Below are 21398 nucleotides of genomic sequence, written 5' to 3'. Positions count from 1 at the left end.
GGTCAGCGGAAGCGGGCCTCACGGACGCTGTTGCCGCCATCCACCACCAGCATCTGCCCGGTGATGTACGAGGCGGCCGGCGAGCAGAGGAAGCTGATCGCCGCGGCGACCTCGTCGGGCGTGCCCGGACGCCCCACCGGGGTGCCCAGCCCCTGCTTGACCTCGGCCATCGTGGACGCCGCAGTGTAGATGGTGCCGGGCGCCACCGCGTTCACGGTCACCCCGTCGGCGATCATCTCCATGGCCAGGGCCCGGGTCAGCCCGACCACCCCGGCCTTCGCCGCGGCGTACGCGGCCTCGGTGGGCAGGGCGTTGACCGGGCCGGCCGTGGCCGCCAGGTTGACGATCCGGCCCCAGCCCCGCTCGGCCATCCCCCCGATGAACGCCCGACTGCACAGGAACGCGGTGGAGAGGTTGCGGTCGATCTCACCGCGCCACTCGTCGTAGGTCAGCTGCGCCACCGGCCGCAGCACGCCCTGGCTGGCCCTGCTGGCCAGGCCGGCGTTGTTGACCAGCACCTCGACGTCGCCCAACTGCTCGGTGACCGCATCGGCGAGCGCGCCGACCTCGGACTCGTCGGTCAGGTCCGCGACGAAACCGGTCACTCCCAACTCGCCGGCCCGCTCGTGGATGCGCCGGGTGGTGGAGACGATGGCCACCCGAGCGCCCAGGTCGGCGAGTCGCCGGGCGGTGGCGTACCCGATGCCGTCCGGGCTGCCCGCGCCGGTGACCAGGGCGACCCGCCCGTCGAGGCGCATGGTGACCGGGTCGGCGAGCGCGACCGGCTCGTCGGGGCCGGGGCTGCCCGACGGGGCGGTCGTCCGGGTCCGCCGAGGCGCACCCGGGCGGCTGACGTCCCGTCGGGATCGACTGCCGGAGCGGTCCGCGGCGCGCGCGTCGAATGCCATGCCAGGGATCCTGCCCGTTACGACCGGCCCGAGCAACGCGGCACCCGGAAGCGGGGGCGTCGGGTTTGGGCCGCGCTGGCTACCCTGACTCCGCACCCCGACCTGACGGAGAGTTCGCATGACCAACCCGCCATCGCCCGGCAACTGGACCGATCCCACCTGGTCGGCCCAGCCGTCGAGCCCCGCACCCGACCCGACCCTGGTGGCCGGTCAGTCGGTGCCCCCACAACCTGGGCCGGTCGACCCGTACGCCCCCGACCCGTACGCCCCGATCGACCCGTACGCCAGCGCGCAACCGCCAGCCGGCCAGCCGCTGCCCGGATATGCCCCGCCCGCGTACGCCCCGTCCGGGTACGCCCCGAGCGGATACCCGCCGCAGTACCCCGGCTACGGCTACCCGCAGCCCCCGAAGACCAACGGGCTGGCCATCGCGGCGCTCGTGCTGGCCCTGGTCGGTTTCACGTCCTGCATCACCGCGCCGATCGGCGCGATCCTCGGGCACGTCGCGCAGAAGCAGATCCGGCTCAGCGGCGAGGGCGGTGCGGGGATGGCGAAGGCCGCCATCATCGTCGGCTGGATTCTCACCGGGTTCCTGGTACTGGTGCTCGTCTTCTACGTCGCCGCGATCATCTACGCGATCGCGACGAGCAACAACGCCAGCTAGTGACCGGAGGGCGGGTTGGCGTACCGCTGATTGTCGGGCCGGATCGACAGCCGCCGGCTGTCGTCCCGGCCCGGCCGGTCACTGCGCCGGTGGGGTGAACGACGAGGTACGGCTCATCCCGGCGGCCCGGCCCTTGGCGGCGACCACCAGCGCCATCTTGCGGGACGCTTCGTCGATCATTTCGTCGCCGAGCATCACGGCACCGAGCCGGCCGCCGGCCTCCGACGTGTAGTGCTGGTACGCGTCGAGGATCAGCTCGGCGTGGTCGTAGTCGTCCTGCGCCGGCTGGTAGACCTCGTTGGCGGCGTCGATCTGGCCTGGGTGCAGCACCCACTTGCCGTCGAAGCCCAGCGCGGCCGAACGCTTGGCCACCTCGCGGAAGGCGTCGACGTCGCGGATCTGCAGGAAGGGGCCGTCGATGGCCTGCTTGTCGTGCATCCGCGCGGCCATCAGGATCCGCATCAGGATGTAGTGGTACGGGTCGCCCGGGTACTCCGGGATCAGGCCGCCGACCACCATCGACTTCATGTTGATCGACGCCATGAAGTCGGCCGGGCCGAAGATGATGGTCTCCACGCGCGGCGAAGCGGCGGCGATCGCGTCCACGTTGACCAGTCCGGCGGCGTTCTCGATCTGCGCCTCGATGCCGATCCGGCCGACCTCCAGGCCGATCGTCTTCTCGATCTGGGTGAGCGTCAGGTCCAACCACTGCACCTGCGCGGCGGTCTGCACCTTCGGCAGCATGATGCAGTCCAGGTTGGCGCCAGCGCCCTCGACCACCTCGATGACGTCGCGGTAGGTCCACGGGGTGGTCAGGTCGTTGACCCGCACCACCCGGGTCTTGCCGGCCCAGTCACCCTCGTTGAGGGCGGCCACGATGTTCTTGCGGGCATCCGGTTTGGCCAGTGGGGCGACCGCGTCCTCCAGGTCGAGGAAGACCTGGTCGGCCGGGAGCCCCTGGGCCTTGCCGAGCATCTTCACGCTGGAACCCGGCACGGCGAGGCAGGACCTGCGAGGGCGACCGACTGCGGCCATGGATGCGCTCCTTCCAGCGTCCGGCGGGCATGCCGACGCCACCTGACGACAGATCCGAGACCTTAACGATCCCAAAGGGCGTTGTGACGCCACGGTAACCTCGCGCCATGACCGGGGTGAATGGACCTGTGGAAGATCTCACTGGGCGTCGTCGACTGGTGGTGGTGACCGGCGCCAGCTCCGGCATCGGGCTGGCCGCCGCCGTGCACCTGGCCTGCCGTGGCGACCAGGTGGTGCTGGTCGGGCGGGACCCGGCCCGACTACAGGCCGCCGCCGAGCGGGTACGGGAGAACTCCGGTGCGCGCCCAGAGCTGTTCCGGGCCGACTTCGCGATCCTCGACGACGTACGCCGACTGGCCGAGCAGCTCCGGGCGGCGTACGACCGGATCGACGTGCTGGCCAACAACGCCGGCGCGATCGCGCTACAACCACTGCGCACGGTCGACGGCTTCGAGATGTCGATCCAGGCCAACCACCTGGCCCCGTTCCTGCTGACCAACCTGCTCGCCGACCGGGTGGGCCGAATCGTGGTGACCGCCTCCGGCGCGCACCGCTTCGGGGCCCTCGACCCGGACGACCTGAACAAGTCGCTGCGCGCCTACCGGCCGATGGGGGCGTACGGCACCAGCAAGCAGGCGAACATCCTGTTCGCCGCCGAGGCGGCCCGGCGCTGGCCGGACGTCCCCGCGTACAGCTTCCACCCCGGGGTGGTCCGTACCCGGTTCGCCAACGACAGCAGGCTGGTCGCGTTCGGCATGCGCTTCATGCCGTTCCGCAGCCCGGAGAAGGGCGCCGAAACCCTGGTATGGCTGGCAAACCAGGAGCCCGCCCGGCTGATCGACGGGGGTTACTACGCCGACCGTCGGCCGCGTCGGCCGTTCCGGAAGGCGGCCGATCCGCAGCTCGCCGCCCGGCTCTGGGAGGCCAGCGCCAAGGCCGTGGGCATCGACTAGCGTGACGGGCGTGCTGACACTTGTCGCGATCGTTGAGTTCGCCGTCGGTGCCGAGGCGGCCGGGGAGCGTTACGAGGACGCTGTGCTGGCCCTGCTCGAACGGCACGGCGGCCGGTTGGAGCGGCGGCTGCGCGGCACCGACGGGCAGACCGAGGTACACGTGATCCGGTTCGACTCCCGGGCCGGGTACGAGTCGTTCATGGTTGACCCGGACCGGGCGGCCCTGCGGACCGCCCTCGGCGAAGCCGCGCCGACGACCCGGGTCATCGAGGTGCGGGAGGGCTAGCGTCGGATCCGTCGCCGGTCGCGCCGGCCCCGCAGCCGCGACAGCACGGGCATGGCGACCAGGACCGCCAGGACGAACCCCGCCGCGAGCGCCCAGAACGGCGGCGGCCCGTAGTGGGGACGGCCGGATTCGCGTACCGCGCCGCTGATCGCAAGGTCGGCGGCGACCGACAGGTCGGTGATGCCCTCCGGGGTTCGGAAGAGCACGTCCGGGGCGGTCGCGCCCCGGCGGAGCACGACGAGTTCCACGGCCTCCGTGCCGACCTCGTGATACGGCCCCCAGGCGATGTCGTGCTCCTCAGGGAGGTCCTCCGCCTCCGGCCCCGGCACGCCGACCAACGCGACAGCCTCGTCCGCCGAGCGCCAGCCGAGCAGTTGCACGAACGAACGGGAGCGCAGCGGCGGAAACGCCGGGTCCGCCAAGCGGGTGCCGTCGACTGCGGACCGCAGGGCCACCGTCCAGGTGCGCCGGTAGGACGGCACTGGGCACTCGGTGCAGGTGGACCGGCTCAGCACCGCCACCGACCGGCCGTCCGGCAGCCAGGACCCGGCGCCGGCCAGCCGCCCGCCGGCCAACGGCAGCTTCCGGTACGGCTCGGCGACCCGATCCGCGCCCGCGTCGTCCACCCGGGTCAGCCAGACCTCGTCGCGGATCTGGAGGGCGAGGTCGTCGCCGTCCGGCGACAACGCGGCCGTACGCCCCGGCGGGATCCAGGCGGTGCCGACCGGCACCCGCAGCACGTCCATCCCACGATCCCGGTCGTAGACCCCGACGGACGGGGTGGAATAGGTGTTCGGGGACGTGAACGTGGTGTCGGGGTCGGCGTAGACCAGGCGTTTCCCGTTCGGCGCGAAGGCGAGCGGGTAGCCGTCCGGGCGGTCCGGAAGGGTCTTGCCGGACTTCAGGTCGATCAGGGAATCGCCCACCCAGGCGTACCGGCCGTCCGGGGAGAGCGACGCCTCGAAACCCGCGACGGCCGGATCACCGTCCAGCACGCGGTAGCGGTCGTCGTCCGCGGCCACCACACCCATCCGCGTCTCGAACCAGTTGGTACGCACGGCAGGGCCACCGAAGAGCATCGCCGCCACGCCCGGCGCCGAGTAACCCACCGAAGCGGTCCGCAGCGGCGGATCGACGAGCTTGGTCGGCAGGCCAGGGGGGTCGTGCCGCGGGCCGGCGGGCAGTGGCAGGGCCACCGGGTGCAGCGCGTACCCGACGCTCAGGAGCAGGACCAGGACGACGACTGCGCCGGCGACGGCGGCCCGGCGACGACGGTGCCGGGTCCGCGCCGCGTCGAAGAGCCCTTCCGGTACGCGGGCGGGCGGCACGTCGGCGGCGAGGCGACGCAGCGCTTCGGAGAGCCGGGTGGTCACCGGGTCACCTCCTGCGGGTCACGGCCGACGAGTTCGGCCAACTCGGGGGCCAGGACACGGAGTCGGCCGAGGGCGTGCCGGGTCTGGCTCTTCACGGTGCCGACCCGGCAGCCGAGCAGTTCCGCCGTCTCCGTCTCGGTGCGGTCCTCGTAGTAGCGCAACACGAGGACCGCGCGCTGCCGCGCGGTCAGCCGGGCCAACGCCGCCGACAGCACCAGCCGCAGATCGGTGTCGTCACCGGGCCCGGCGCGTTCCGGCAGCGCCCCGTCCAGCCGCTCCGGCGGGCGGGCCCGCCGCCAGCGCCACCAACTGGCCGCCTGGGTGCAGAGCACCCGACGCAGGTAGGCGCGCGGGTCCGCGATCCGCTCCCACCGCACCGCGACCCGAGCGAGCGCCACCTGGACCAGGTCCTCGGCATGGTGCCGGTCACCTGTCAACAGGTACGCGAGCCGGGTCAGCCCGGCGGTCTCGGCCCGGACGAAGTCGGCGAAGCCGTCCCGGGTGCGGTCCTCAGTCGTCAACGGATCGCCCTCCTCATCGGGATAGACGCACGGCGGGTCCGCTACGGAGGGAACCGGCGGGCGATCAGTCGTCGAGCGGGGTCGGGTCGGTCGGCAGCGCGGTGGGTCCCGGCCGCCGGGCGGCGCGGGCACCGCCGAGCACCACCACCGCCACCCCCGCCAGCAGCATCGCCATCCCGAGCAGCGCGTACGGCCGGGGTAACTGCCCCAGCCAGGCCCAGCCGAGCAGAGCCGCGCCGGGCGCCTCCAGCAGGATCAGCACGCTCACCGTGGTCGCCGGGATCTTCCGCAGGGCGTAGTTGAACATCGAGTGCCCGAGCAGTTGGGCGCCGGCCACCAGGGCCAGGATGGCCAACCAGGTACGCCCGTCGAACCCGGTCAGCCGCACGCCGCCGACCAGGCACAGGGCCAGCAGGATCAGCGCGCAGATCCCGTAGCAGATGGTGGTGTAGGTGGTGGTGCTGATGCTGGTCCGCGCCCGCTCCCCGAAGGCGGTGTAGACGGCGGCGAACAGGGCGCCGGTCAACGCCAGCACGTCGCCGAGGACCGCTCGGCCGGAGACCCCCACGTCCACACCGGTGGCGACCACCGCGCCGGCGACCGCTACCACGATGCCGGCCCAGACCACCCGGGGCAGCGGCCGCCCCTGGGCGCGGGCGATCAGCCCCTGCCAGACCGGCTGGGTGGCGACCAGGGCGGTGGACGTGGCGACCGAGGTGAGCTTGGCGCTCGGCACCCACGTCGCGAAGTGCCCGGCCAGGGCGACCCCGGACAGCACACAGAACACCAGTTCCCGCCGGCCCGCGCCCACGGTCAGCCTGCGCAGTTCGGCGCGGCGTCGGGCCAGCGCGAAGGGGCTCAGCACGGCCACCGCGAGCAGGTTGCGCCAGAACGCGATGGCCAGCGCGGGAGCGGCGGCGTACGCGATCAGCGGCGCGGACGACGACACGGCGACCACGGCCAGTCCGACCGCGCCGGTGGTCAGCAGGTCCGGGGTCGGCCGGTGGGAAGGTGGGGGCACGGGACGTAATCCTCACACGTATGACGGTAGGCACGGAGGGTCATCACTCCGTTACGATCACGCGGTTCCGCGCCGGTGACCCTCGACCGCCCGGAGGCGTTCCCCCATGCCCAGCTACCAGGCGGTGCTGTTCGATTTCTTCGGCACCCTGACCCACTCCGTGCGACGCGGTGTCGCCCACCTCGGCACCGCCGAGCTGCTCGGATGTCACACCGACGCGCTGACCGAGGTGCTGAACCGCACCTACTACGAACGGGCCACCGGCCGGCTCGGCAACGCGGAGGCCACCCTGCGCTGGGTGTGCGCCCAGGTCGGCGTACACCCCAGCGACCATGCGGTGCGGGCGGCGGTGGCGTCCCGGCACCGGGCCGTCCGCGCCGACACCTGGCTGCGGGCCGAGGCGGTGCCGGTGCTGGCGGCGCTACGCCAGCGCGGCGTGCGCACCGGCGTGATCAGCGACTGTACGCACGAACTGCCGGCCTTCCTGCCCCAGCTCGCCGTCGCTCCGCTGCTCGACGTGCGGGTCTTCTCGGTGCAGGTGGGGCGGTGCAAACCCGATCCGGCGCTCTACCTGACCGCCTGCCAGCGGCTCGGGCTCGCACCGGGTGACTGCCTCTACGTGGGCGACGGCGGCAGCCAGGAGTTGACCGGCGCCGAGCGGGCCGGGATGACCGCCGTCCGGCTCGCCGCCCCGGATCTGGCCACGCACATGGTGTTCAACGCCGACCGGGACTGGCGCGGCCCGACACTCGGCACCCTGGGTGAGGTGCTCGACCTCGTCGACGCCGACGCGGCTGTCGCGGGCGTCGGCGGTCGGACGGGCTGATCAGCGCCGTCGGCGGCGGTCGGGCGGGCTGATCAGCGGCGGCGGACCCGGTGCAGGCGGAACGGCTTGCGGGTGGCCCGGACCGCCGGGGTCGCCCGGGGCGGCTCGGCCAGCGCGTCGGCCGGCAGCTCCGCTCCGAACAGCGGCGTACCGGCCGGGGCGAGCCGGTTCACCGCGCATCCGTCGGCGGCCCACCGGGCCACCAGATCGGCGGTCGGGCCGGGTGCGTTGAGGCGCTTCGCCGCCACCAGCGGCGCGGTCACGTCCCACGCCTCAGTGCCCGGCTGGAGGCGGGTCACCCGGGCCGGCCAGGTGACGATCCGACCACCGTGGTCGCCGCGCAGGGTGACCTGGGCCTCAGTCGCGTCGGCCAGCCCCGGTGCGGCCTGCTCACCCGGCCCGCTGACCACCAGGAGCGCGCCCTCCAGGGGGGCGCACCAGAGCGCGAGCGCCGGCCCGCCGGCGACACTGACCCAGGCCACCGCGGCCTTCTTCATCGCCTCGTCGACCAGTGGGGTGCTGACCCCGGGCGCGTCCTCGTCCGTCACACCCGCATCCTCCCGCATCGACGCCTCCGCTCAACCCACGAAAGGCGGCACGGCGATCTCACCCCGGGCCACCGGCATCACCTGGCCGGCGACCGTCGCCCCGACCACCGCACCGTTCGCCGCGGTGACCGTGCAGGCCAACGCGGACGGGCGGTTCATCTCCACGCCCTGACGGACGGCGTACTCCGACCGCCCCTCGCCGGGCAGCAGACCGCTCGCCACCAGCCAGACACCCAGGCCGAGCGCCGCCGAACCGGTCGCCGGGTCCTCCGGAACCCCCATTCCCGGCACGAAGACCCGGGCGTGCGCGGTTTGCGCGGCCGCGTCCCAGGAGAAGACGCTGACGTGCGACACCCCGTACCGCTGCGCCGCCGCCGGGTTCACCTGGGCGCGGGCCAACGACTCCGGCCGCACCGGCAGGTACGGGAACTCCAGCCCACAACCGGCGACACGTGGGGCGGGCCCGATGTGGTCGTCGGCGACCAGCCCGGCGATCTCCAACAACGGCTCCGGGTCCAACTCCGGCCCGAGGGTCGGGGTGCCACCGGTCAGCGTCGCCCCGGACGCGGTCACCTCGATCGGCAGCACACCGGCCCCGCACTCCTGGGTGACCTGCCCCAGACCGAACATGCCCCGCCGGTACGCGGTGACCGCCGCGCCGACGCTGGGGTGCCCGGCGAACGGCAACTCCTCCACCGGGGTGAAGATCCTGGCCCGGTAGGTGACGCCCACCTGGGTCGGCGGCAGCACGAACACCGTCTCGGAGAGGTTGAACTCCAGCGCGAGCGCCTGCATCTGCTCGGTGGCCAGCGCCTCCGCGCCGAACACCACCGCCAGCGGGTTACCGGCGAAGGGGCGGTCGGTGAAGACGTCCACGATCTCGTAGGCCAAGGTCGACATGTTGATAAACACTAGGCGCTTAGGCTGGTGCCCGTGAGCACGCCGACCCGGATCTACATCGCCCGTCTCGCCGGAGTCGCCGTCTTCGACCCGAACGGCGACCAGGTGGGCCGGGTTCGTGACGCCGTGGCGCGGCTCCGGGCGACCAAACGTCCACCGGAGGTGGTGGGCCTCGTCGCCGAGATGCCGATGCGTCGTCGGATCTTCCTGTCCATCAACCGGATCACCTCCATCGACGCGGACGCCGTCGTGCTCGGCTCCGGCACCCTCAACCTGCGCCGCTTCGAGAAGCGCCCGAACGAGCTGCTGGTGCTCCAGGAACTGCTCGACCGGCGGGTGCAACTCGACCCGGGCGGCCAGCCCGGCGCGGTCGTGGACGTCGCCATGGAGTGCACCCGGGGCGGCGAGTGGTCGCTGACCCGGGTCGCCGTCCGCGAGCAGACCGGTCGGCTCACCCGCCGCGGCCATCTGCACCAGGTCGAATGGGACCGGGTGCGCGGGCTGAGCGGCATCGCCGACAACCGGGGTACGGCGAACCTGCTCGCCGTCCTGGAGGACATGCGCCCCGCCGACCTGGCCAACGCGTTGCAGGATCTGCCCGACGCGCGGCGCAACGAGGTCGCGGCCGCGCTGGACGACGAGCGACTGGCCGACGTGCTCAGCGAACTGCCGGAGCACGACCAGGTGGAGATTCTCGCCGCCCTGGACCGGGAGCGGGCCGCCGACGTCCTGGAGGAGATGGACCCGGACGACGCCGCGGACCTCCTCAACGAGCTGCCCCCGCCCGAGCAGGACGTGCTGCTGGACCTGATGGAGCCGGACGAGGCCGACCCGGTACGTCAGCTACTGAAGTACACCCCCGGCACGGCGGGCAGTGTGATGACCTCGGAGCCGGTCATCCTCCCGCCGGATGCCACCGTCGCCGAGGCGCTGGCCCGGATCCGGGAGCCGCAGCTCTCCCCCGCCGTCGCCGCGCAGGTCTTCGTGACCCGAGCACCCCAGAACACGCCGACCGGCCGCTACCTGGGCATGGTGCACTTCCAGGCGTTGCTGCGCGAACCCCCGGCCGACCTGCTGGGCAAGGTGGTGGTCAACGACATCGACCCGCTGCGCCCCACCACGCCGCTGCCGGAGATCACCCGCCGGATGGCCACCTACGACCTGGTCGCCATGCCGGTGATCGACCGGAACAACCGGCTGGTCGGCGCCGTGACGGTGGACGACGTCCTGGACCACTCGCTCCCCCGCGACTGGCGGGACCGCGACGCCCTGGTCACCCCGGGCACCGCCGACACCATGCTGGACGGCGCGGATGGCTGAACAGCGGCGTACGGAACGTCTCGACCAGCCACGCGAACCCCGGGGCGTCAAGCTGCCCCGGTTCGACGCGGAGGCGTTCGGTCGGTGGTCGGAGGGCATCGCGCGGGGCATGGGCACCGCGAACTTCATCGTGGTCATGACAGTGGTGATCACGATCTGGTTCGGCTGGAACACGTTGGCCCCGGCGAACCTGCGCTTCGACCCGTACACCTTCACGTTCTTGACCCTGGTGCTGTCGTTGCAGGCCAGCTACGCGGCCCCGTTGATCCTGCTGGCCCAGAACCGGCAGGCCGACCGGGACCGGGTGGCCCTGGAGGAGGACCGGCGGCGGGCCACCGCGCAGAAGGCGGACACCGAGTACCTGGCCCGGGAGATCGCGGCCCTGCGGATCGCCCTCGGCGAGGTGGCCACCCGTGACTTCCTCCGCTCCGAGCTGGCCCGGTTGGCCGAGGAGCTGGACGAGATGGGGCAACGCCGGCAACGACTGGAGCGCCGCCAGCAGGAGAAGGACAGCCGCCAGGAGCGACGTGGCCAGCGGCCGACCGATGGTGTCGGCCTGGACGAACCCCGCGACGACCTGGACGGCGACCTCGCCCCCGACGCCCGACCGGACGGCGCCGGCCCGCGCCGGTCAGAGGGCTGACGAACGGGCCATCGATTGGCTCACACCGACCCGGGCAGCGGCGGCAACGGATGCCCCGCGACGTAGCATTGCGGGCATGTCAGCACCCGTGAGCACCGTCGAGGACGCGATCCAGGCCGCCCTGGCCACCGTCAACGACCCGGAGATCCGCCGGCCCATCACCGAGCTGGGCATGGTCCGCTCCGCCACCATCGGTGCCAGCGGTGTCGTCCGCGTCGAGCTGCTGCTCACCGTCGCCGGCTGCCCGTTGAAGGACAAGCTTCGGACCGACATCACCGCCGCCGTGGCCGCGGTGCCCGGCGTCACCGGTGTGGAGATCGACTTCGGGGTGATGAGCCCCGAGCAGCGGCAGTCGTTGCAGTCGCAGCTGCGCGGCGGGGGCGCCACCGAGGAGCCCGTCATCCCGTTCGCCCAGCCCGGCTCGCGCACCCGCGTGTACGCGGTGGCCAGCGGCAAGGGTGGCGTCGGCAAGTCCAGCGTGACGGTCAACCTGGCGGCGGCGCTCGCCTCCCGTGGGCTCTCCGTCGGGGTGGTCGACGCGGACATCTACGGCCACTCGGTGCCCCGCATGCTCGGTGCGGACGGCAAACCCACCCGGGTCGAAGACATGATCATGCCGCCGCAGGCGCACGGCGTGAAGGTCATCTCCATCGGCATGTTCACCTCCGGCAACGCGGCCGTGGTGTGGCGCGGCCCGATGCTGCACCGGGCGCTGCAGCAGTTCCTCGCCGACGTCTACTGGGGCGACCTGGACGTGCTCCTGCTCGACCTGCCCCCGGGCACGGGTGACGTGGCCATCTCGCTGGCTCAGTTGCTGCCCAACTCGGAGATCCTGATCGTCACCACCCCGCAGACCGCCGCCGCCGAGGTGGCGGAACGGGCCGGGGCGATCGCCCTGCAGACTCACCAGCGGGTGGTCGGGGTCATCGAGAACATGTCCTGGCTGGAACTTCCGGACGGCTCCCGGATGGAGATCTTCGGCGCCGGCGGTGGTACGGCGGTGGCCGAGTCGCTGAGCCGGACCATCGGCGCGCAGGTGCCGCTGCTCGGTCAGATCCCCCTGGACACCCGGGTCCGCGAGGCCGGCGACGCCGGCAACCCGGTCGTCCTGGCCGAGCCGGAGTCCCCGGCCGCGCAGGCGCTCGGCACGGTCGCCGACCGGCTCGCCCTGCGCCGTGAGTCGCTGCTCGGCAAGCCCCTCGGCCTCAAGCCCGCCGGACGCTGAGCATGATCGACTCGGGTTTCAGGATCTCGGGGCGTCCCGCGCCCAACAACCGGCCGACTTCCTGAAATCCGAGTCGATCACCGCCTAGCGGGGCGATTCGATCAACGCCGGGCGAGGGCGAGACGACCTGCCCCGGGCGCGGCGAGACGATCAACGCCAGGCCAGATAACCGACCACCGCCGGGCGCGGCGAGACGACCAGCGTCCGGGACGGACACGGGGCGGGGTCAGGTGGCGTCGTCGTAGCTGACGCGGGGGGCGGGCGTCGACGGGCCGCTGGTGGCCATGCCGGACTTGGCCCCGTTCGACCGCGGGTCGGCGGCGTTGGCCACGTCCTTCAGGTCGTTGTGCACGCCGCTGACGTCCGCCCGCAGGTCGTCGTAGACGCCCTGCAACGGCTTGCGGATCGCCGCCTCGTCCTCCTCGCTGAGGAGGTGCTTGCGGATGAACGCCTTCGGGTGCAGGTCTTCCAACTGGATGTCGGTGCCCAGCTCGCGGCTCAGGTCGCCGGTGGCGTTGCGGGCCATGTTGCGCAGGTTGCGCACCATCCGCAGGCCGTCGGTGATCACGGCGGGGAGCCGGTCGCCGAAGATCAGCAGCGCCAGGAGCAGCAGCGCACCGATCTCCCACACGTTCAGGTTGTCCAGCATCCCGCAGGCCTCCTCTCGGCGTCAGCAGCAAGACTACGCACGCCGGACGGCTTTTGGGCAAGGGGTGCGCCTGCTCACTTCGCGTCCGCGGCGAGAGTTACCGAGGCGTTCTGCCGGGCGGAACCTCGCCGGTACTCGACGGTCACGACCGAGCCTGGCGCGTACTTGCGGACCAGCGCGGTCAGGTCCGTCGGCTCGGTCATCGGCCGCCCGTTGATCTTGAGGATCACGTCGCCGACCTTCAGGCCAGCGCCGTCCGCGGGACCGGCCGGCTCCACCGCGGCCAGCCGCAGGCCACCCCCGGCAACCCCGGTCGGGCCGTCCACCCGGGCGCCGATGACCGTACGCCGGGCCTTGCCGGTGCCGATGATGTCCTGGGTCACCCGCTTGGCCTGATTGATCGGGATGGCGAAGGCGAGCCCGATGTTGCCCGCCTCCTGCCCCTCGGCGACGAGGGACTTGATGGTGGAGTTCACCCCCACGACCCGGCCGGCGCCGTCGACGAGCGGGCCGCCCGAGTTGCCGTGGTTGACGGCGGCGTCGGTCTGGATGGCGGCGTAGTAGCGCACCGGACCGCCCGGTTCGCCGGCCTGCATGGTCCGGTCCAGTGCACTCACGATGCCGGCGGTGACCGTGTTGGCCAGCGACAACGGAGAGCCCATGGCGAGCACGGGGTCGCCGACCGCCAGCGCATCGGAGTCGCCGAACTCCACCGGTCGCAGCCCGGGACGACTCACCTTGATCACCGCGATGTCCGACTCGGCGTCCTGACCGACGATTGTCGCCGGAGCGCTGCTGCCGTCGTTGAAGACCACCGAGGCCTTGCCGGTGCCGCCGGCCACCACGTGGTCGTTGGTGATCACATGGCCGTCGGCGGTGGCGATGAACCCGGAGCCCTCGCTGGTCCCGCCGAGGCTGCTCACCCGCACGGTGACCACGCTCGGCAGGACCCGCTCGGCGACCCCGGCCAGCGACTCCGGTTTGCGCTGCGCCAGCGCCGGCACCTCGGCGGGCGGAGCACCGAGGACCGCGGCGCCAGCGCCGCCGCGTACCGCGAACGCGTAGCCCAGCGCCCCGCCGAGGGTGCCGGCCAGGAGCGCGGTGATCACGGGGATGAGCAACAGGTGGCGCAGCGTCGGTCGGCCCGGCGCGTCGGGGTCGGTGACCGGCTCGGGTTCGGTGCCGGGGGCCACCACCCCGGGCACCACCACGGCGGTCGGCGCCGCGGGGTCGCGCCAGGGGTCGGCGAGCGCGTCCGACCACCAGGGCGAGGCGTCGGCCGAGGTGGGCCCGCCCGCGGCCGGTGTCGGCCAGCTCGGTGCCGGCCCGACGGGGGACGCCGGCCCGCTTGGCGACGCCGGCCAGCTCGGTGCCGGCCCACCGCCCGGCGAGGCGAGGGACGGGTGGTCAGCCCCCGGCATGGTCGGCGGCCCCACCGGCGGGGCTCCTGCCCCGGGCGGTCGCGCCGGAGCCGGAGTCTCACCGCCCCGGCGCCAGTCCCAGCCGTCGGTCACGTCGGTGCCTCCCAGTCCGTCCCCGGATCCCGCGCCGCGTCGCCCGGCCACGCGCCGGCCCGGTCGCGGCTGACGGGATACCGCCTCCAGGATTGCACGGATGTACGCGGTGCAGTCACCGGTTGCCCCGGTGATCGCTTCCGACGGAGGCGCGGCTGCGCGCCGCAACGGTCGCCTCTACGCTCACAGTGCCAACCCGCCCCCGCACCACGCACCGCCCCCGGAGGTGCCCCATCGCCACGGTCGCCGGTTCCGGCAGTTCGACGACGCAGGCGCAGCAGTTCGCCGAGGCGTACGTCACCGAGGATCTCGTTCTGCGTACCGCCCGAAGCCTGGCCCGGGAGGTGGGCCTCGACGCCGTCACCCCCGGTGCGGGAGCCGCGCTGCGGCTGTTGGCCGCCGCCGGCAACGCCCGTGCGGTGGTGGAGATCGGCACCGGCACCGGGGTGAGCGGCGTCTGGTTGCTGCGCGGCATGCGCGCCGACGGCGTGCTCACCACCATCGACGTGGAGGTCGAGCACCAGCGGATCGCCCGGCGGATCTTCGCCGAGGCGGGCTTCGCGGCCGGGCGTACCCGGATCATCACCGGCCGGGCGCTCGACGTGCTGCCCCGGCTCGCCGACGGTGCGTACGACCTGGTCTTCGTGGACGCGGAGGCGACCGGCTTCCACGCCTGTGTGGAGGCGGCGCTGCGACTGTTGCGCCCCGGCGGCGTGCTGGCGCTCAACGGCGTGCTGGCCAGCGACCGGATCGGCGACCCGGCCGCCCGGGACGCGGAGACGGTGACGGTGCGCGAGACGATCAAGGCGGTCCGGGAGTCGGAGCACTGGATCCCCGCGCTTCTTCCGGTCGGGCACGGGCTGCTCGCCGCGGTGAAGTGCTGACCCGGCTCAGTCGACGTCGGCCAGCCAGCGCAGCAACGACCGGACGCCCCAGCCGGTGGCACCACGGCTGACCTCGGCCTGGTCGCCGTCGGCCCAGGACGGGGCGGACATGTCCACGTGCAGCCAGCGGTCGCGCAGGTCGCCGGTGAACTCGCGCAGGTAGAGCGCGGCCAGCACCGAGCCGGCACCCTGTGCCGGCGCGCTGTAGAGGTCGGCGATCTCGCTGCCGAGGTACTCGACGTAGTCGGTGTGCAGCGGCATCCGCCACGCCGACTCACCGGCCGCCTCGGCAGCCGCCAGCACGCCGGCGGCCAGTTCGTCGTTCTCGCTGTACAGGGCGGCGGTGCGCTTGCCCAGCGCCACCGAGTTCGCCCCGGTGAGGGTGGCCAGGTCGAGCAGCAGGTCCGGCTTGAGCTGCTGCACGGCGTACGCCAGCGCGTCGGCCAGGACCAGTCGACCCTCTGCGTCGGAGTTGGTCGTTTCGCTGGTCGTGCCGCCGTAGTGCCGGATGACGTCGCCGGGGCGGAACGCCGAGCCGCTGACCATGTTCTCGGCGAGCGGGGCCAACGTGGTGATCCGCACCGGCAGCCGCAGCGCGGCGGCGCCCAGGGTGGCGGCGACCACCGCGGCGGCTCCGGCCATGTCCTTGCGCATCAGCTTCATCGCCGCCACCGGCTTGATCGAGATGCCGCCGGTGTCGAAGGTGATGCCCTTGCCGATCAGCACCACGTGGGTGCGCGCGTTGGCGGGGTGCCAGTCCAGTTCGACGAGCCGGGGTCCGCTGGCGGAGCCACCGCCCACGGCGAGGATCCCACCGAAGCCCTCGGTGGTCAGCTCGGCCGGGCCACGGACCCGCAGCCGCAGGTCCGGAAGGTCGGCTGCGGCGGCGGCCACCTGGTCGGCGAACCACTGCGGGGTCTTCACCGAGGAGGGGGTGTTGGTCAGGTCCCGGGCGAGATGGGTCATCGCGGCCGTGGTCCGGGCCGTGGCGACGGTGTCCTCGTACGCGCTGGGGTCGGCGAGCAGCAGGTCGACGTCGGTGAGCGCAGGCCGGTCGCCGGCCTCGGTGAGTCGGAACCGGTACGGGGCGAGCAGCAGCCCCTCGGTCAACCCGCGAACCGCGGCCGTGGTCACCTCGGCCGGCAGCGCGATGGTGATATGCGTCTCAGCTGAGGCCGAGCGGGCCAGGGTCGCCCCGGCCGTCCGCCAGGCCGCCTCGTCGCCGTCACCGATGCCGAGCAGCAGCAGCCGGCCGGGGGTACGCCCGGGGCGCAGCTGGGTGTGGATCTCGCCGGCTCGACCCGTCAGCCGGGCCGCTGACGCCAGCGCCGCGGCCTCGTCGGCCGTGCCGTCCGGTGTCGCCACGGCACCCGGCACGGGCTCGGCCGAGGTGTCACCCTCCGCTGTCGAGGCGGCGGGGCGGACGGGCAGGACGAGGACGTCGAGCCGGTCGGGCTCGGCGATCAGACGGATAGCGAGCACGCGGAACCGTACCTCCAGGAAAGTGTCGCGGACCGCAGGCGAACCCACCTGCCCGCAGCGTTGAAGACCCTGAGCCACCGGCGATTCCGATGGCTCAGGGTCCGAAGAACGTCCCGGGCGGCTCACACCGCCCGGAGCACTCCTTACTCAGCCGGCCGCTGCCTTCAGTGCGTCACCGAGCGCGTTGGCCTCGTCGGGAGTCATCTCGACGACGAGCCGGCCACCGCCCTCCAGCGGGACCCGCATGACGATGCCCCGCCCCTCCTTGGTGACTTCCAGCGGACCGTCGCCCGTCCGCGGCTTCATCGCCGCCATGTTGTCTCCCCTCAGACCTACACCAGGGTCGGTGGGTTGCCCCACAGCCACTTCGTCACGACCACCCGCAAAGGTCACGGGGGCGTCGACCAACGATTTTCCCTGATGAACACCGCCGGACCCAAACCGGAGCAGCATTGATGTAACAGCATCTAGCTTATCTTGAGAAGGCCTGTCACAATGTGCGGTCATGCAGGCACGGTCGGCACTCTTCGACCTGTACGGCGACCACCTCCGTCCCAGGGGTGGCCGGGCACCGGTTGCTGCCCTGGTCAAGCTCCTGGCACCGCTGGGAATCGCGCCGCCAGCAGTTCGCACCGCCGTGTCCCGGATGGTGCGTCAGGGCTGGCTCGAACCACTCCGGTTGGTCTCCGGACCGGGATATTCGATCACACCGAAAGCCGCCCGGCGACTCGACGAGGCAGCGGCCCGGATCTACCGGACCGGCCGGGTCACCTGGGACGGCCGATTTGATCTCCTGGTGCTGGAGGCCCCAGGCTCCCGGCGCGACCGCCAGCGGCTCGCCGCCAACCTGAGCTTCCTCGGCTACGGGACGCTCGACGAGCAGACCTGGGTCGCCACCCGCCCCGCCGAGGATGTCGACCTGCTCCTCGCCGAGACCGGCATCCGGTTCGAGCGGTTCACCGCCTCGCACTTCTCCGGCACCCCCGGCGCGATGGGCGTGGTCCGACGAGCCTGGAACCTGGCCGAGATCGGCCGCGCCTACGAGCGGTTCGTCGCGGACCAGCGTCCCCTGCTCGCCGCGGTCACCGTCCGCAGCAGCGACGAGGAGGCGTACGCCGCCCGGTTCCGCCTCGTGCACGCGTGGCGTACGTTCCTCTTCCAGGACCCGCAGCTACCCCCGGCGCTGCTGCCCGAACGGTGGCCTGGCACCGCCGCGGCCAGCTTCTTCGACCGGCACGCGGCCCGTCTGCGTCCGGCCGCCGACCGGTACGTCGAACAGTGCCTCGACGCCGGCAACCGCATCGTTCGACAGAAGGGTCGTTAGACACGTGACCGAGCCGCTGCTGGTCGACCGGACCGATGCTGTCGTCACCCTGACGCTGAACCGCCCGAACGCGATGAACTCGTTCGACGTGGCGCTCAAGGAGGCGCTGCGGGACACGCTCGCGGAGTTGGAGACCGACCGGTCCTGCCGCGCGGTCGTCCTGGCCGGGGCCGGCGGGTCGTTCAGCGCCGGTCAGGACCTGCGCGAGCACGTGTCCACGCTGGAGAACGCCGCCAGTGACCCGCTGGGCACCGTCCGGGCGCACTACAACCCGATCGCCGCCCGGCTCGCCAACCTGCCCAAGCCGGTGATCGCCGCGGTCCGTGGGATGGCCGCCGGCGCGGGTGCGTCGCTGGCGTTCCTGGCCGACATCCGCATCGGTGGTCCGACCACCAGTTTCCTGATGGCCTTCGCCAAGGTCGGTCTCGCCGCCGACACCGGCGCCTCGTGGACGCTGCCCCGACTGGTCGGCCACGCCAAGGCGGTGGAGTTGCTGATGCTGGCCGAGCCGGTACGCGCCGAGGAGGCCTGCCGGTTGGGCCTGCTCAACCGGTTGACGGACGACGACGAGCAGGTGTTGCCGGTCGCCCAGGAGTTGGCCGCCCGCCTCGCCGCCGGCCCGACCGTCGCGTACGGGGCGATCAAGCGGCAGCTCTCCATCGCCGATGCCGGCACGCTCGCCGACGCCCTCGCCGCCGAGGCGCAGGCCCAGTCGATCTGCGGTGCCACCGCCGACCACCGCGCGGCCACGCTCGCCTTCGTCGCCAAGCAGAAGCCGGTCTTCGAGGGGCGCTGAGGCTGCCCGTTAGTCGTCCTCTTCCGGGTCCTGGTTGGCCTGCTCGCCCAGCACGAACGCCTGCATGGCCAGCTCGTCGCCGGCCGGCGAGACGAAGGCGGGCAGCTCACGCGGCCCCAACTCCTGCACGTAGGACCAGAACAGCCGGACCGCCTCGGCGGGGGTGCCGGCCTCGATCGGCAGGTCGAGGCTGACCAGCCAGGTGCGCCGCGCCGGGGGCGGGCCGAGCCGGTCGACCAACGCCCGGAAGGCCGCCGGCTCCACTGCGGTGACCAGCCCGTCGAGCGTCAGCAGGTCGGCCGGCACCGGCTCGTCGAAGGCCCGCCGGGTGTACGCGACGACGAGCGTCCCCGGCTCGACCGGCGACTGCGGATCGTCGGGGTCTTCGCGGTGGCGTTGACCCGGCGCGCTGACCCGGCCGAGGGCCACCAGCCGTGGCGGCGCGTCGACCAGCACGGCCACCTGGTCGCCCGGCCCCGGCCGGGCGACGTCGGTCAGCCCGGTCAGCTCCAGCGTGTCGTGGTGCACGAGCCGCTCGGCTTCGTACCGCTCGGCGGGCAGCAGCACGGCCCAGGTGCCCACCCCGTCGGCGTTTCCGGCCGCACCGGCCCGGTGCGCGGTCTCGGTCGTCATGACTGCCATCTCATCACGCCGCCGGTGCGACGGTGACGTGACAGCCGACGATGTGATCGTCGACCATCCCGGTGGCCTGCATCAGCGCGTACGCGGTGGTCGGGCCGACGAACCGGAAGCCGCGCTTCTTGAGGGCCTTGGCCATCGCCGTCGACTCCGGGGTGATCGGTGCGAGCTCGGCGAACGAGGTGGGGCGAGCGGGGCGGGGCGCCGGCGCGAAGGACCAGAGCAGCGCGGACAGGCCCTCCGGCAGTTCCAGTGCGGCGCGGGCGTTGGCGATCGCCGCCTCGATCTTGGCCCGGTTGCGGACGATGCCGGCGTCGGCGAGCAGCCGGGTCACGTCGGCGTCGTCGTAGCGGGCGACGGTCGGAAGGTGGAACTCGTCGAAGGCCAGCCGGAACGCCGGGCGCTTGCGCAGGATGGTCAGCCAGGACAGCCCGGACTGGAACGCCTCCAGCGTCATCCGCTCGTAGAGCGCGTCGTCGCCGCGCAGCGGCCGCCCCCACTCAGTGTCGTGGTAGATGGCGTAGTCGGGGGTGCTCGACCCCCAGGCGCAGCGGGCCAGCCCGTCCGCACCGATCACCAGGTCAGTCACCTCGTACACGCTAGGGCATCGCACCGACACCCCATTGCCACCGGCCGCCCGGCTGCTGCTGTTGCGGGCACCGGGCTGGCAACCGACGCCGGGCCACCCCGTCAGGGCAGCCGGCCCTGCTCGACCAGACGGGCGAACCTCTTCAGCGCCTGGGTGAGGCCGAGCTTGGAGCCGGGCCAGAGCACCGGCCACGCCAGTCGACCGGCCCGCCCGCCCGGCAGGTGGAACCACTCGTGCCAGACGACCTGGGTGCGGGCCCGACCCAACTGGGTGCAGCGCAGCACCCCCGGGCCGCGCAGCAGCTGGCCGTGGTGCACCACGCCGATCTCGTACGGCTCGTCGACCCGGATCACCCGCATCTCGTCACGCAGCGTCGCCCGGCCGAGCGCGGTCACCGCCTCGATCCGGCTGCCCTCGCGCCCGTCGCCCTCGACCACCCGGACCCGGGTGAACGGGATCCAGTCGGACTGACGTTCCCATATGAGCAGCGCGGCGAAGACCCGCTCCGCCGGGGCGTCGACGATCACCGTGGCGGTCACCTCACCGGCACCGGGTTGGGCCGCCTCCCGAAGATCGTCGGCGCCCGCCGGCTCGGTCACGCCGACTCCGACCGAGCCACCGCGTCACGTTGCTCGGTGCCGTCGGCGGGCGCGCCGGCGGTCTGCTCACGGCCGGCCGACTCGTCGGCGGCGGGTGCGACGGCAGGCGCCACACCGTCGGAGTCCGCCGGGGACGAGGTGGCGGCGGGCAGCGGGTCCGGGGCCGTCGAGCCGACCGGGGCCGGCCTCGCCTCCCCGGCCAGCGGCGCGTCCTTACCCGGTTCGGTCGCCTGGTCCGGCTCTGCTGCCTCGCCGGGCTCCGCCGCGGCCGCGCCCGTCACCTGGCTGGCGGACTGCTCGCGAGCCTGACGCAGCACGTCCGCATCGTCGGTGCGTCCCTCACGCAACGCGATGACCTCCGACTCCAGTACGCCGATCAGCTCGGACTTGTAACCGATGTCGTAGGCGGCGCGGCGCATCGCCTGATCGACCTGGTCCATCCGGTACCCGCGCAACCCGGTGTCGAAACGGACCGCCCCCACGTCGGATTCGCGCAGCGGGCGGGTGCCGGGCAACGCCACGGCCTGCGAATCCGGCTCGGCCGGCGCCAGACCGGGATCACGGCCGCTGACCAGCACCGTCACGCCGAAAATCACCGCCCCGACGGTTAACGCCACGACCAGGAGGAGCAGAAGCTGACCCATGTACTGATCGTGGCATGGCGGCCGGCCCGGAGCGACCCCGCCACCCGCCCCGATC

General features: G+C 72.9%; 25 protein-coding genes. 10 read left to right on the top strand and 15 right to left on the bottom strand.

Features of this window, described 5'->3' with window-relative positions:
• Window positions 1-2 precede the first annotated feature (2 nt).
• Window positions 3-908, bottom strand: coding sequence for an SDR family NAD(P)-dependent oxidoreductase (locus EV382_RS28795; RefSeq protein ID WP_130407001.1), 906 nt, complete (start codon window positions 906-908; stop codon window positions 3-5).
• Window positions 909-1026: 118 nt separating this feature from the next.
• Between EV382_RS28795 and EV382_RS28790 the strand changes: the two genes are divergently transcribed.
• Entirely contained in the window at window positions 1027-1572 is a 546-nt protein-coding gene (locus tag EV382_RS28790; RefSeq protein ID WP_130406999.1) for a DUF4190 domain-containing protein, read from the top strand.
• A gap of 78 nt (window positions 1573-1650) precedes the next feature.
• On the opposite strand, the gene EV382_RS28785 is transcribed toward EV382_RS28790, so the two are convergent.
• On the bottom strand, window positions 1651-2607 hold the full coding sequence (locus EV382_RS28785) for an HpcH/HpaI aldolase/citrate lyase family protein (RefSeq protein ID WP_130406997.1): 957 nt from the start codon (window positions 2605-2607) through the stop codon (window positions 1651-1653).
• A 128-nt stretch (window positions 2608-2735) separates the two neighbouring features.
• Between EV382_RS28785 and EV382_RS28780 the strand changes: the two genes are divergently transcribed.
• Window positions 2736-3560, top strand: coding sequence for an SDR family NAD(P)-dependent oxidoreductase (locus EV382_RS28780; RefSeq protein WP_130409282.1), 825 nt, complete (start codon window positions 2736-2738; stop codon window positions 3558-3560).
• A 10-nt stretch (window positions 3561-3570) separates the two neighbouring features.
• Window positions 3571-3846: a DUF1330 domain-containing protein gene (locus tag EV382_RS28775; protein WP_244236844.1), complete on the top strand. Its 276-nt coding sequence runs from the start codon at window positions 3571-3573 to the stop codon at window positions 3844-3846.
• Here EV382_RS28775 and EV382_RS28770 read toward each other — a convergent pair.
• From EV382_RS28770 to EV382_RS28760, 3 genes are all read right to left on the bottom strand, one after another.
• Complete coding sequence (locus EV382_RS28770; RefSeq protein WP_130406993.1) at window positions 3843-5219, bottom strand: WD40 repeat domain-containing protein; 1377 nt, start codon at window positions 5217-5219, stop codon at window positions 3843-3845. The two genes, EV382_RS28775 and EV382_RS28770, sit on opposite strands and share 4 nt — an antisense overlap.
• Window positions 5216-5740 carry a SigE family RNA polymerase sigma factor gene (locus EV382_RS28765; protein ID WP_130406991.1) on the bottom strand — a complete coding sequence of 175 codons (525 nt, stop codon included), beginning with the start codon at window positions 5738-5740 and terminating at the stop codon, window positions 5216-5218. The genes EV382_RS28770 and EV382_RS28765 overlap by 4 nt, the downstream gene beginning before the upstream one ends.
• Before the next feature lie 64 nt (window positions 5741-5804).
• Window positions 5805-6761, bottom strand: a complete 957-nt coding sequence (locus EV382_RS28760) for a DMT family transporter (protein WP_130406989.1) — start codon at window positions 6759-6761, stop codon at window positions 5805-5807.
• Window positions 6762-6867: 106 nt separating this feature from the next.
• On the opposite strand from EV382_RS28760, the gene EV382_RS28755 reads away from it, so the two are divergent.
• Complete coding sequence (locus tag EV382_RS28755; RefSeq protein ID WP_130406987.1) at window positions 6868-7587, top strand: HAD family hydrolase; 720 nt, start codon at window positions 6868-6870, stop codon at window positions 7585-7587.
• Between the two features lie 32 nt (window positions 7588-7619).
• Here the strand turns inward: EV382_RS28755 and EV382_RS28750 are convergent, their stop codons facing one another.
• Window positions 7620-8153 (bottom strand): hypothetical protein, encoded by a 534-nt coding sequence (locus EV382_RS28750; protein ID WP_130406985.1) that lies wholly within the window; start codon window positions 8151-8153, stop codon window positions 7620-7622.
• 12 nt (window positions 8154-8165) lie between these two features.
• Complete coding sequence (locus tag EV382_RS28745; protein ID WP_130406983.1) at window positions 8166-9035, bottom strand: PhzF family phenazine biosynthesis protein; 870 nt, start codon at window positions 9033-9035, stop codon at window positions 8166-8168.
• A gap of 33 nt (window positions 9036-9068) precedes the next feature.
• On the opposite strand from EV382_RS28745, the gene EV382_RS28740 reads away from it, so the two are divergent.
• From EV382_RS28740 to EV382_RS28730, 3 genes are all read left to right on the top strand, one after another.
• A complete protein-coding gene (locus tag EV382_RS28740) occupies window positions 9069-10355 on the top strand; it encodes a magnesium transporter MgtE N-terminal domain-containing protein (RefSeq protein WP_130406981.1) in 1287 nt (428 codons plus the stop codon).
• A complete protein-coding gene (locus tag EV382_RS28735; protein ID WP_130406979.1) occupies window positions 10348-10998 on the top strand; it encodes a DUF1003 domain-containing protein in 651 nt (216 codons plus the stop codon). The genes EV382_RS28740 and EV382_RS28735 overlap by 8 nt, the downstream gene beginning before the upstream one ends.
• A 76-nt stretch (window positions 10999-11074) precedes the next feature.
• Window positions 11075-12223 carry an Mrp/NBP35 family ATP-binding protein gene (locus tag EV382_RS28730; RefSeq protein WP_130406977.1) on the top strand — a complete coding sequence of 383 codons (1149 nt, stop codon included), beginning with the start codon at window positions 11075-11077 and terminating at the stop codon, window positions 12221-12223.
• Between the two features lie 226 nt (window positions 12224-12449).
• Here EV382_RS28730 and EV382_RS28725 read toward each other — a convergent pair whose 3' ends face one another.
• Both EV382_RS28725 and EV382_RS28720 read right to left on the bottom strand, forming a co-directional pair.
• Window positions 12450-12872, bottom strand: a complete 423-nt coding sequence (locus EV382_RS28725) for a twin-arginine translocase TatA/TatE family subunit (protein ID WP_130406975.1) — start codon at window positions 12870-12872, stop codon at window positions 12450-12452.
• A 74-nt stretch (window positions 12873-12946) separates the two neighbouring features.
• Window positions 12947-14401, bottom strand: coding sequence for a S1C family serine protease (locus EV382_RS28720; protein WP_425272007.1), 1455 nt, complete (start codon window positions 14399-14401; stop codon window positions 12947-12949).
• Between the two features lie 299 nt (window positions 14402-14700).
• On the opposite strand from EV382_RS28720, the gene EV382_RS28715 reads away from it, so the two are divergent.
• Entirely contained in the window at window positions 14701-15270 is a 570-nt protein-coding gene (locus EV382_RS28715) for an O-methyltransferase (RefSeq protein ID WP_030329239.1), read from the top strand.
• A gap of 6 nt (window positions 15271-15276) precedes the next feature.
• Here EV382_RS28715 and EV382_RS28710 read toward each other — a convergent pair whose 3' ends face one another.
• Complete coding sequence (locus EV382_RS28710) at window positions 15277-16752, bottom strand: leucyl aminopeptidase family protein (RefSeq protein WP_130409278.1); 1476 nt, start codon at window positions 16750-16752, stop codon at window positions 15277-15279.
• 147 nt (window positions 16753-16899) lie between these two features.
• Window positions 16900-17067: a DUF3117 domain-containing protein gene (locus tag EV382_RS28705; RefSeq protein WP_007455245.1), complete on the bottom strand. Its 168-nt coding sequence runs from the start codon at window positions 17065-17067 to the stop codon at window positions 16900-16902.
• 190 nt (window positions 17068-17257) lie between these two features.
• On the opposite strand from EV382_RS28705, the gene EV382_RS28700 reads away from it, so the two are divergent.
• Together EV382_RS28700 and EV382_RS28695 are read left to right on the top strand one after the other, a co-directional pair.
• Entirely contained in the window at window positions 17258-18076 is an 819-nt protein-coding gene (locus EV382_RS28700) for a PaaX family transcriptional regulator (RefSeq protein WP_130406973.1), read from the top strand.
• 4 nt (window positions 18077-18080) lie between these two features.
• Window positions 18081-18872, top strand: coding sequence for an enoyl-CoA hydratase-related protein (locus EV382_RS28695; protein ID WP_130406971.1), 792 nt, complete (start codon window positions 18081-18083; stop codon window positions 18870-18872).
• Window positions 18873-18881: 9 nt separating this feature from the next.
• Here the strand turns inward: EV382_RS28695 and EV382_RS28690 are convergent, their stop codons facing one another.
• The 4 genes from EV382_RS28690 to EV382_RS28675 all read right to left on the bottom strand — a co-directional run bounded on the left by EV382_RS28690 (window position 18882) and on the right by EV382_RS28675 (window position 21343).
• A complete protein-coding gene (locus tag EV382_RS28690) occupies window positions 18882-19505 on the bottom strand; it encodes a hypothetical protein (protein WP_130406969.1) in 624 nt (207 codons plus the stop codon).
• Window positions 19506-19518: 13 nt separating this feature from the next.
• Window positions 19519-20100, bottom strand: a complete 582-nt coding sequence (locus EV382_RS28685; protein ID WP_130406967.1) for a DNA-3-methyladenine glycosylase I — start codon at window positions 20098-20100, stop codon at window positions 19519-19521.
• A gap of 101 nt (window positions 20101-20201) precedes the next feature.
• Window positions 20202-20699: an SRPBCC family protein gene (locus EV382_RS28680; protein ID WP_130406965.1), complete on the bottom strand. Its 498-nt coding sequence runs from the start codon at window positions 20697-20699 to the stop codon at window positions 20202-20204.
• Complete coding sequence (locus tag EV382_RS28675; protein ID WP_130406963.1) at window positions 20696-21343, bottom strand: DivIVA domain-containing protein; 648 nt, start codon at window positions 21341-21343, stop codon at window positions 20696-20698. Before EV382_RS28675 ends, EV382_RS28680 begins: the two co-directional genes overlap by 4 nt.
• Window positions 21344-21398: the final 55 nt, after the last annotated feature.

The organism is Micromonospora violae (genome assembly GCF_004217135.1).
GTDB classification, from domain to species: domain Bacteria; phylum Actinomycetota; class Actinomycetes; order Mycobacteriales; family Micromonosporaceae; genus Micromonospora; species Micromonospora violae.
The sequence above is the reverse complement of the archived record's forward strand: the minus strand, read 5'-3'. Positions and strand labels throughout refer to the sequence as shown.

Coding starts and splice junctions, on each gene's coding strand:
- EV382_RS28795 (WP_130407001.1), bottom strand. CDS start 908: ATGGCATTCGACGCGCGCGCCGCGGACCGCTCCGGCAGTCGATCCCGA.
- EV382_RS28790 (WP_130406999.1), top strand. CDS start 1,027: ATGACCAACCCGCCATCGCCCGGCAACTGGACCGATCCCACCTGGTCG.
- EV382_RS28785 (WP_130406997.1), bottom strand. CDS start 2,607: ATGGCCGCAGTCGGTCGCCCTCGCAGGTCCTGCCTCGCCGTGCCGGGT.
- EV382_RS28755 (WP_130406987.1), top strand. CDS start 6,868: ATGCCCAGCTACCAGGCGGTGCTGTTCGATTTCTTCGGCACCCTGACC.
- EV382_RS28750 (WP_130406985.1), bottom strand. CDS start 8,153: ATGCGGGAGGATGCGGGTGTGACGGACGAGGACGCGCCCGGGGTCAGC.
- EV382_RS28745 (WP_130406983.1), bottom strand. CDS start 9,035: ATGTCGACCTTGGCCTACGAGATCGTGGACGTCTTCACCGACCGCCCC.
- EV382_RS28735 (WP_130406979.1), top strand. CDS start 10,348: ATGGCTGAACAGCGGCGTACGGAACGTCTCGACCAGCCACGCGAACCC.
- EV382_RS28730 (WP_130406977.1), top strand. CDS start 11,075: ATGTCAGCACCCGTGAGCACCGTCGAGGACGCGATCCAGGCCGCCCTG.
- EV382_RS28725 (WP_130406975.1), bottom strand. CDS start 12,872: ATGCTGGACAACCTGAACGTGTGGGAGATCGGTGCGCTGCTGCTCCTG.
- EV382_RS28705 (WP_007455245.1), bottom strand. CDS start 17,067: ATGGCGGCGATGAAGCCGCGGACGGGCGACGGTCCGCTGGAAGTCACC.
- EV382_RS28700 (WP_130406973.1), top strand. CDS start 17,258: ATGCAGGCACGGTCGGCACTCTTCGACCTGTACGGCGACCACCTCCGT.
- EV382_RS28690 (WP_130406969.1), bottom strand. CDS start 19,505: ATGACGACCGAGACCGCGCACCGGGCCGGTGCGGCCGGAAACGCCGAC.
- EV382_RS28675 (WP_130406963.1), bottom strand. CDS start 21,343: ATGGGTCAGCTTCTGCTCCTCCTGGTCGTGGCGTTAACCGTCGGGGCG.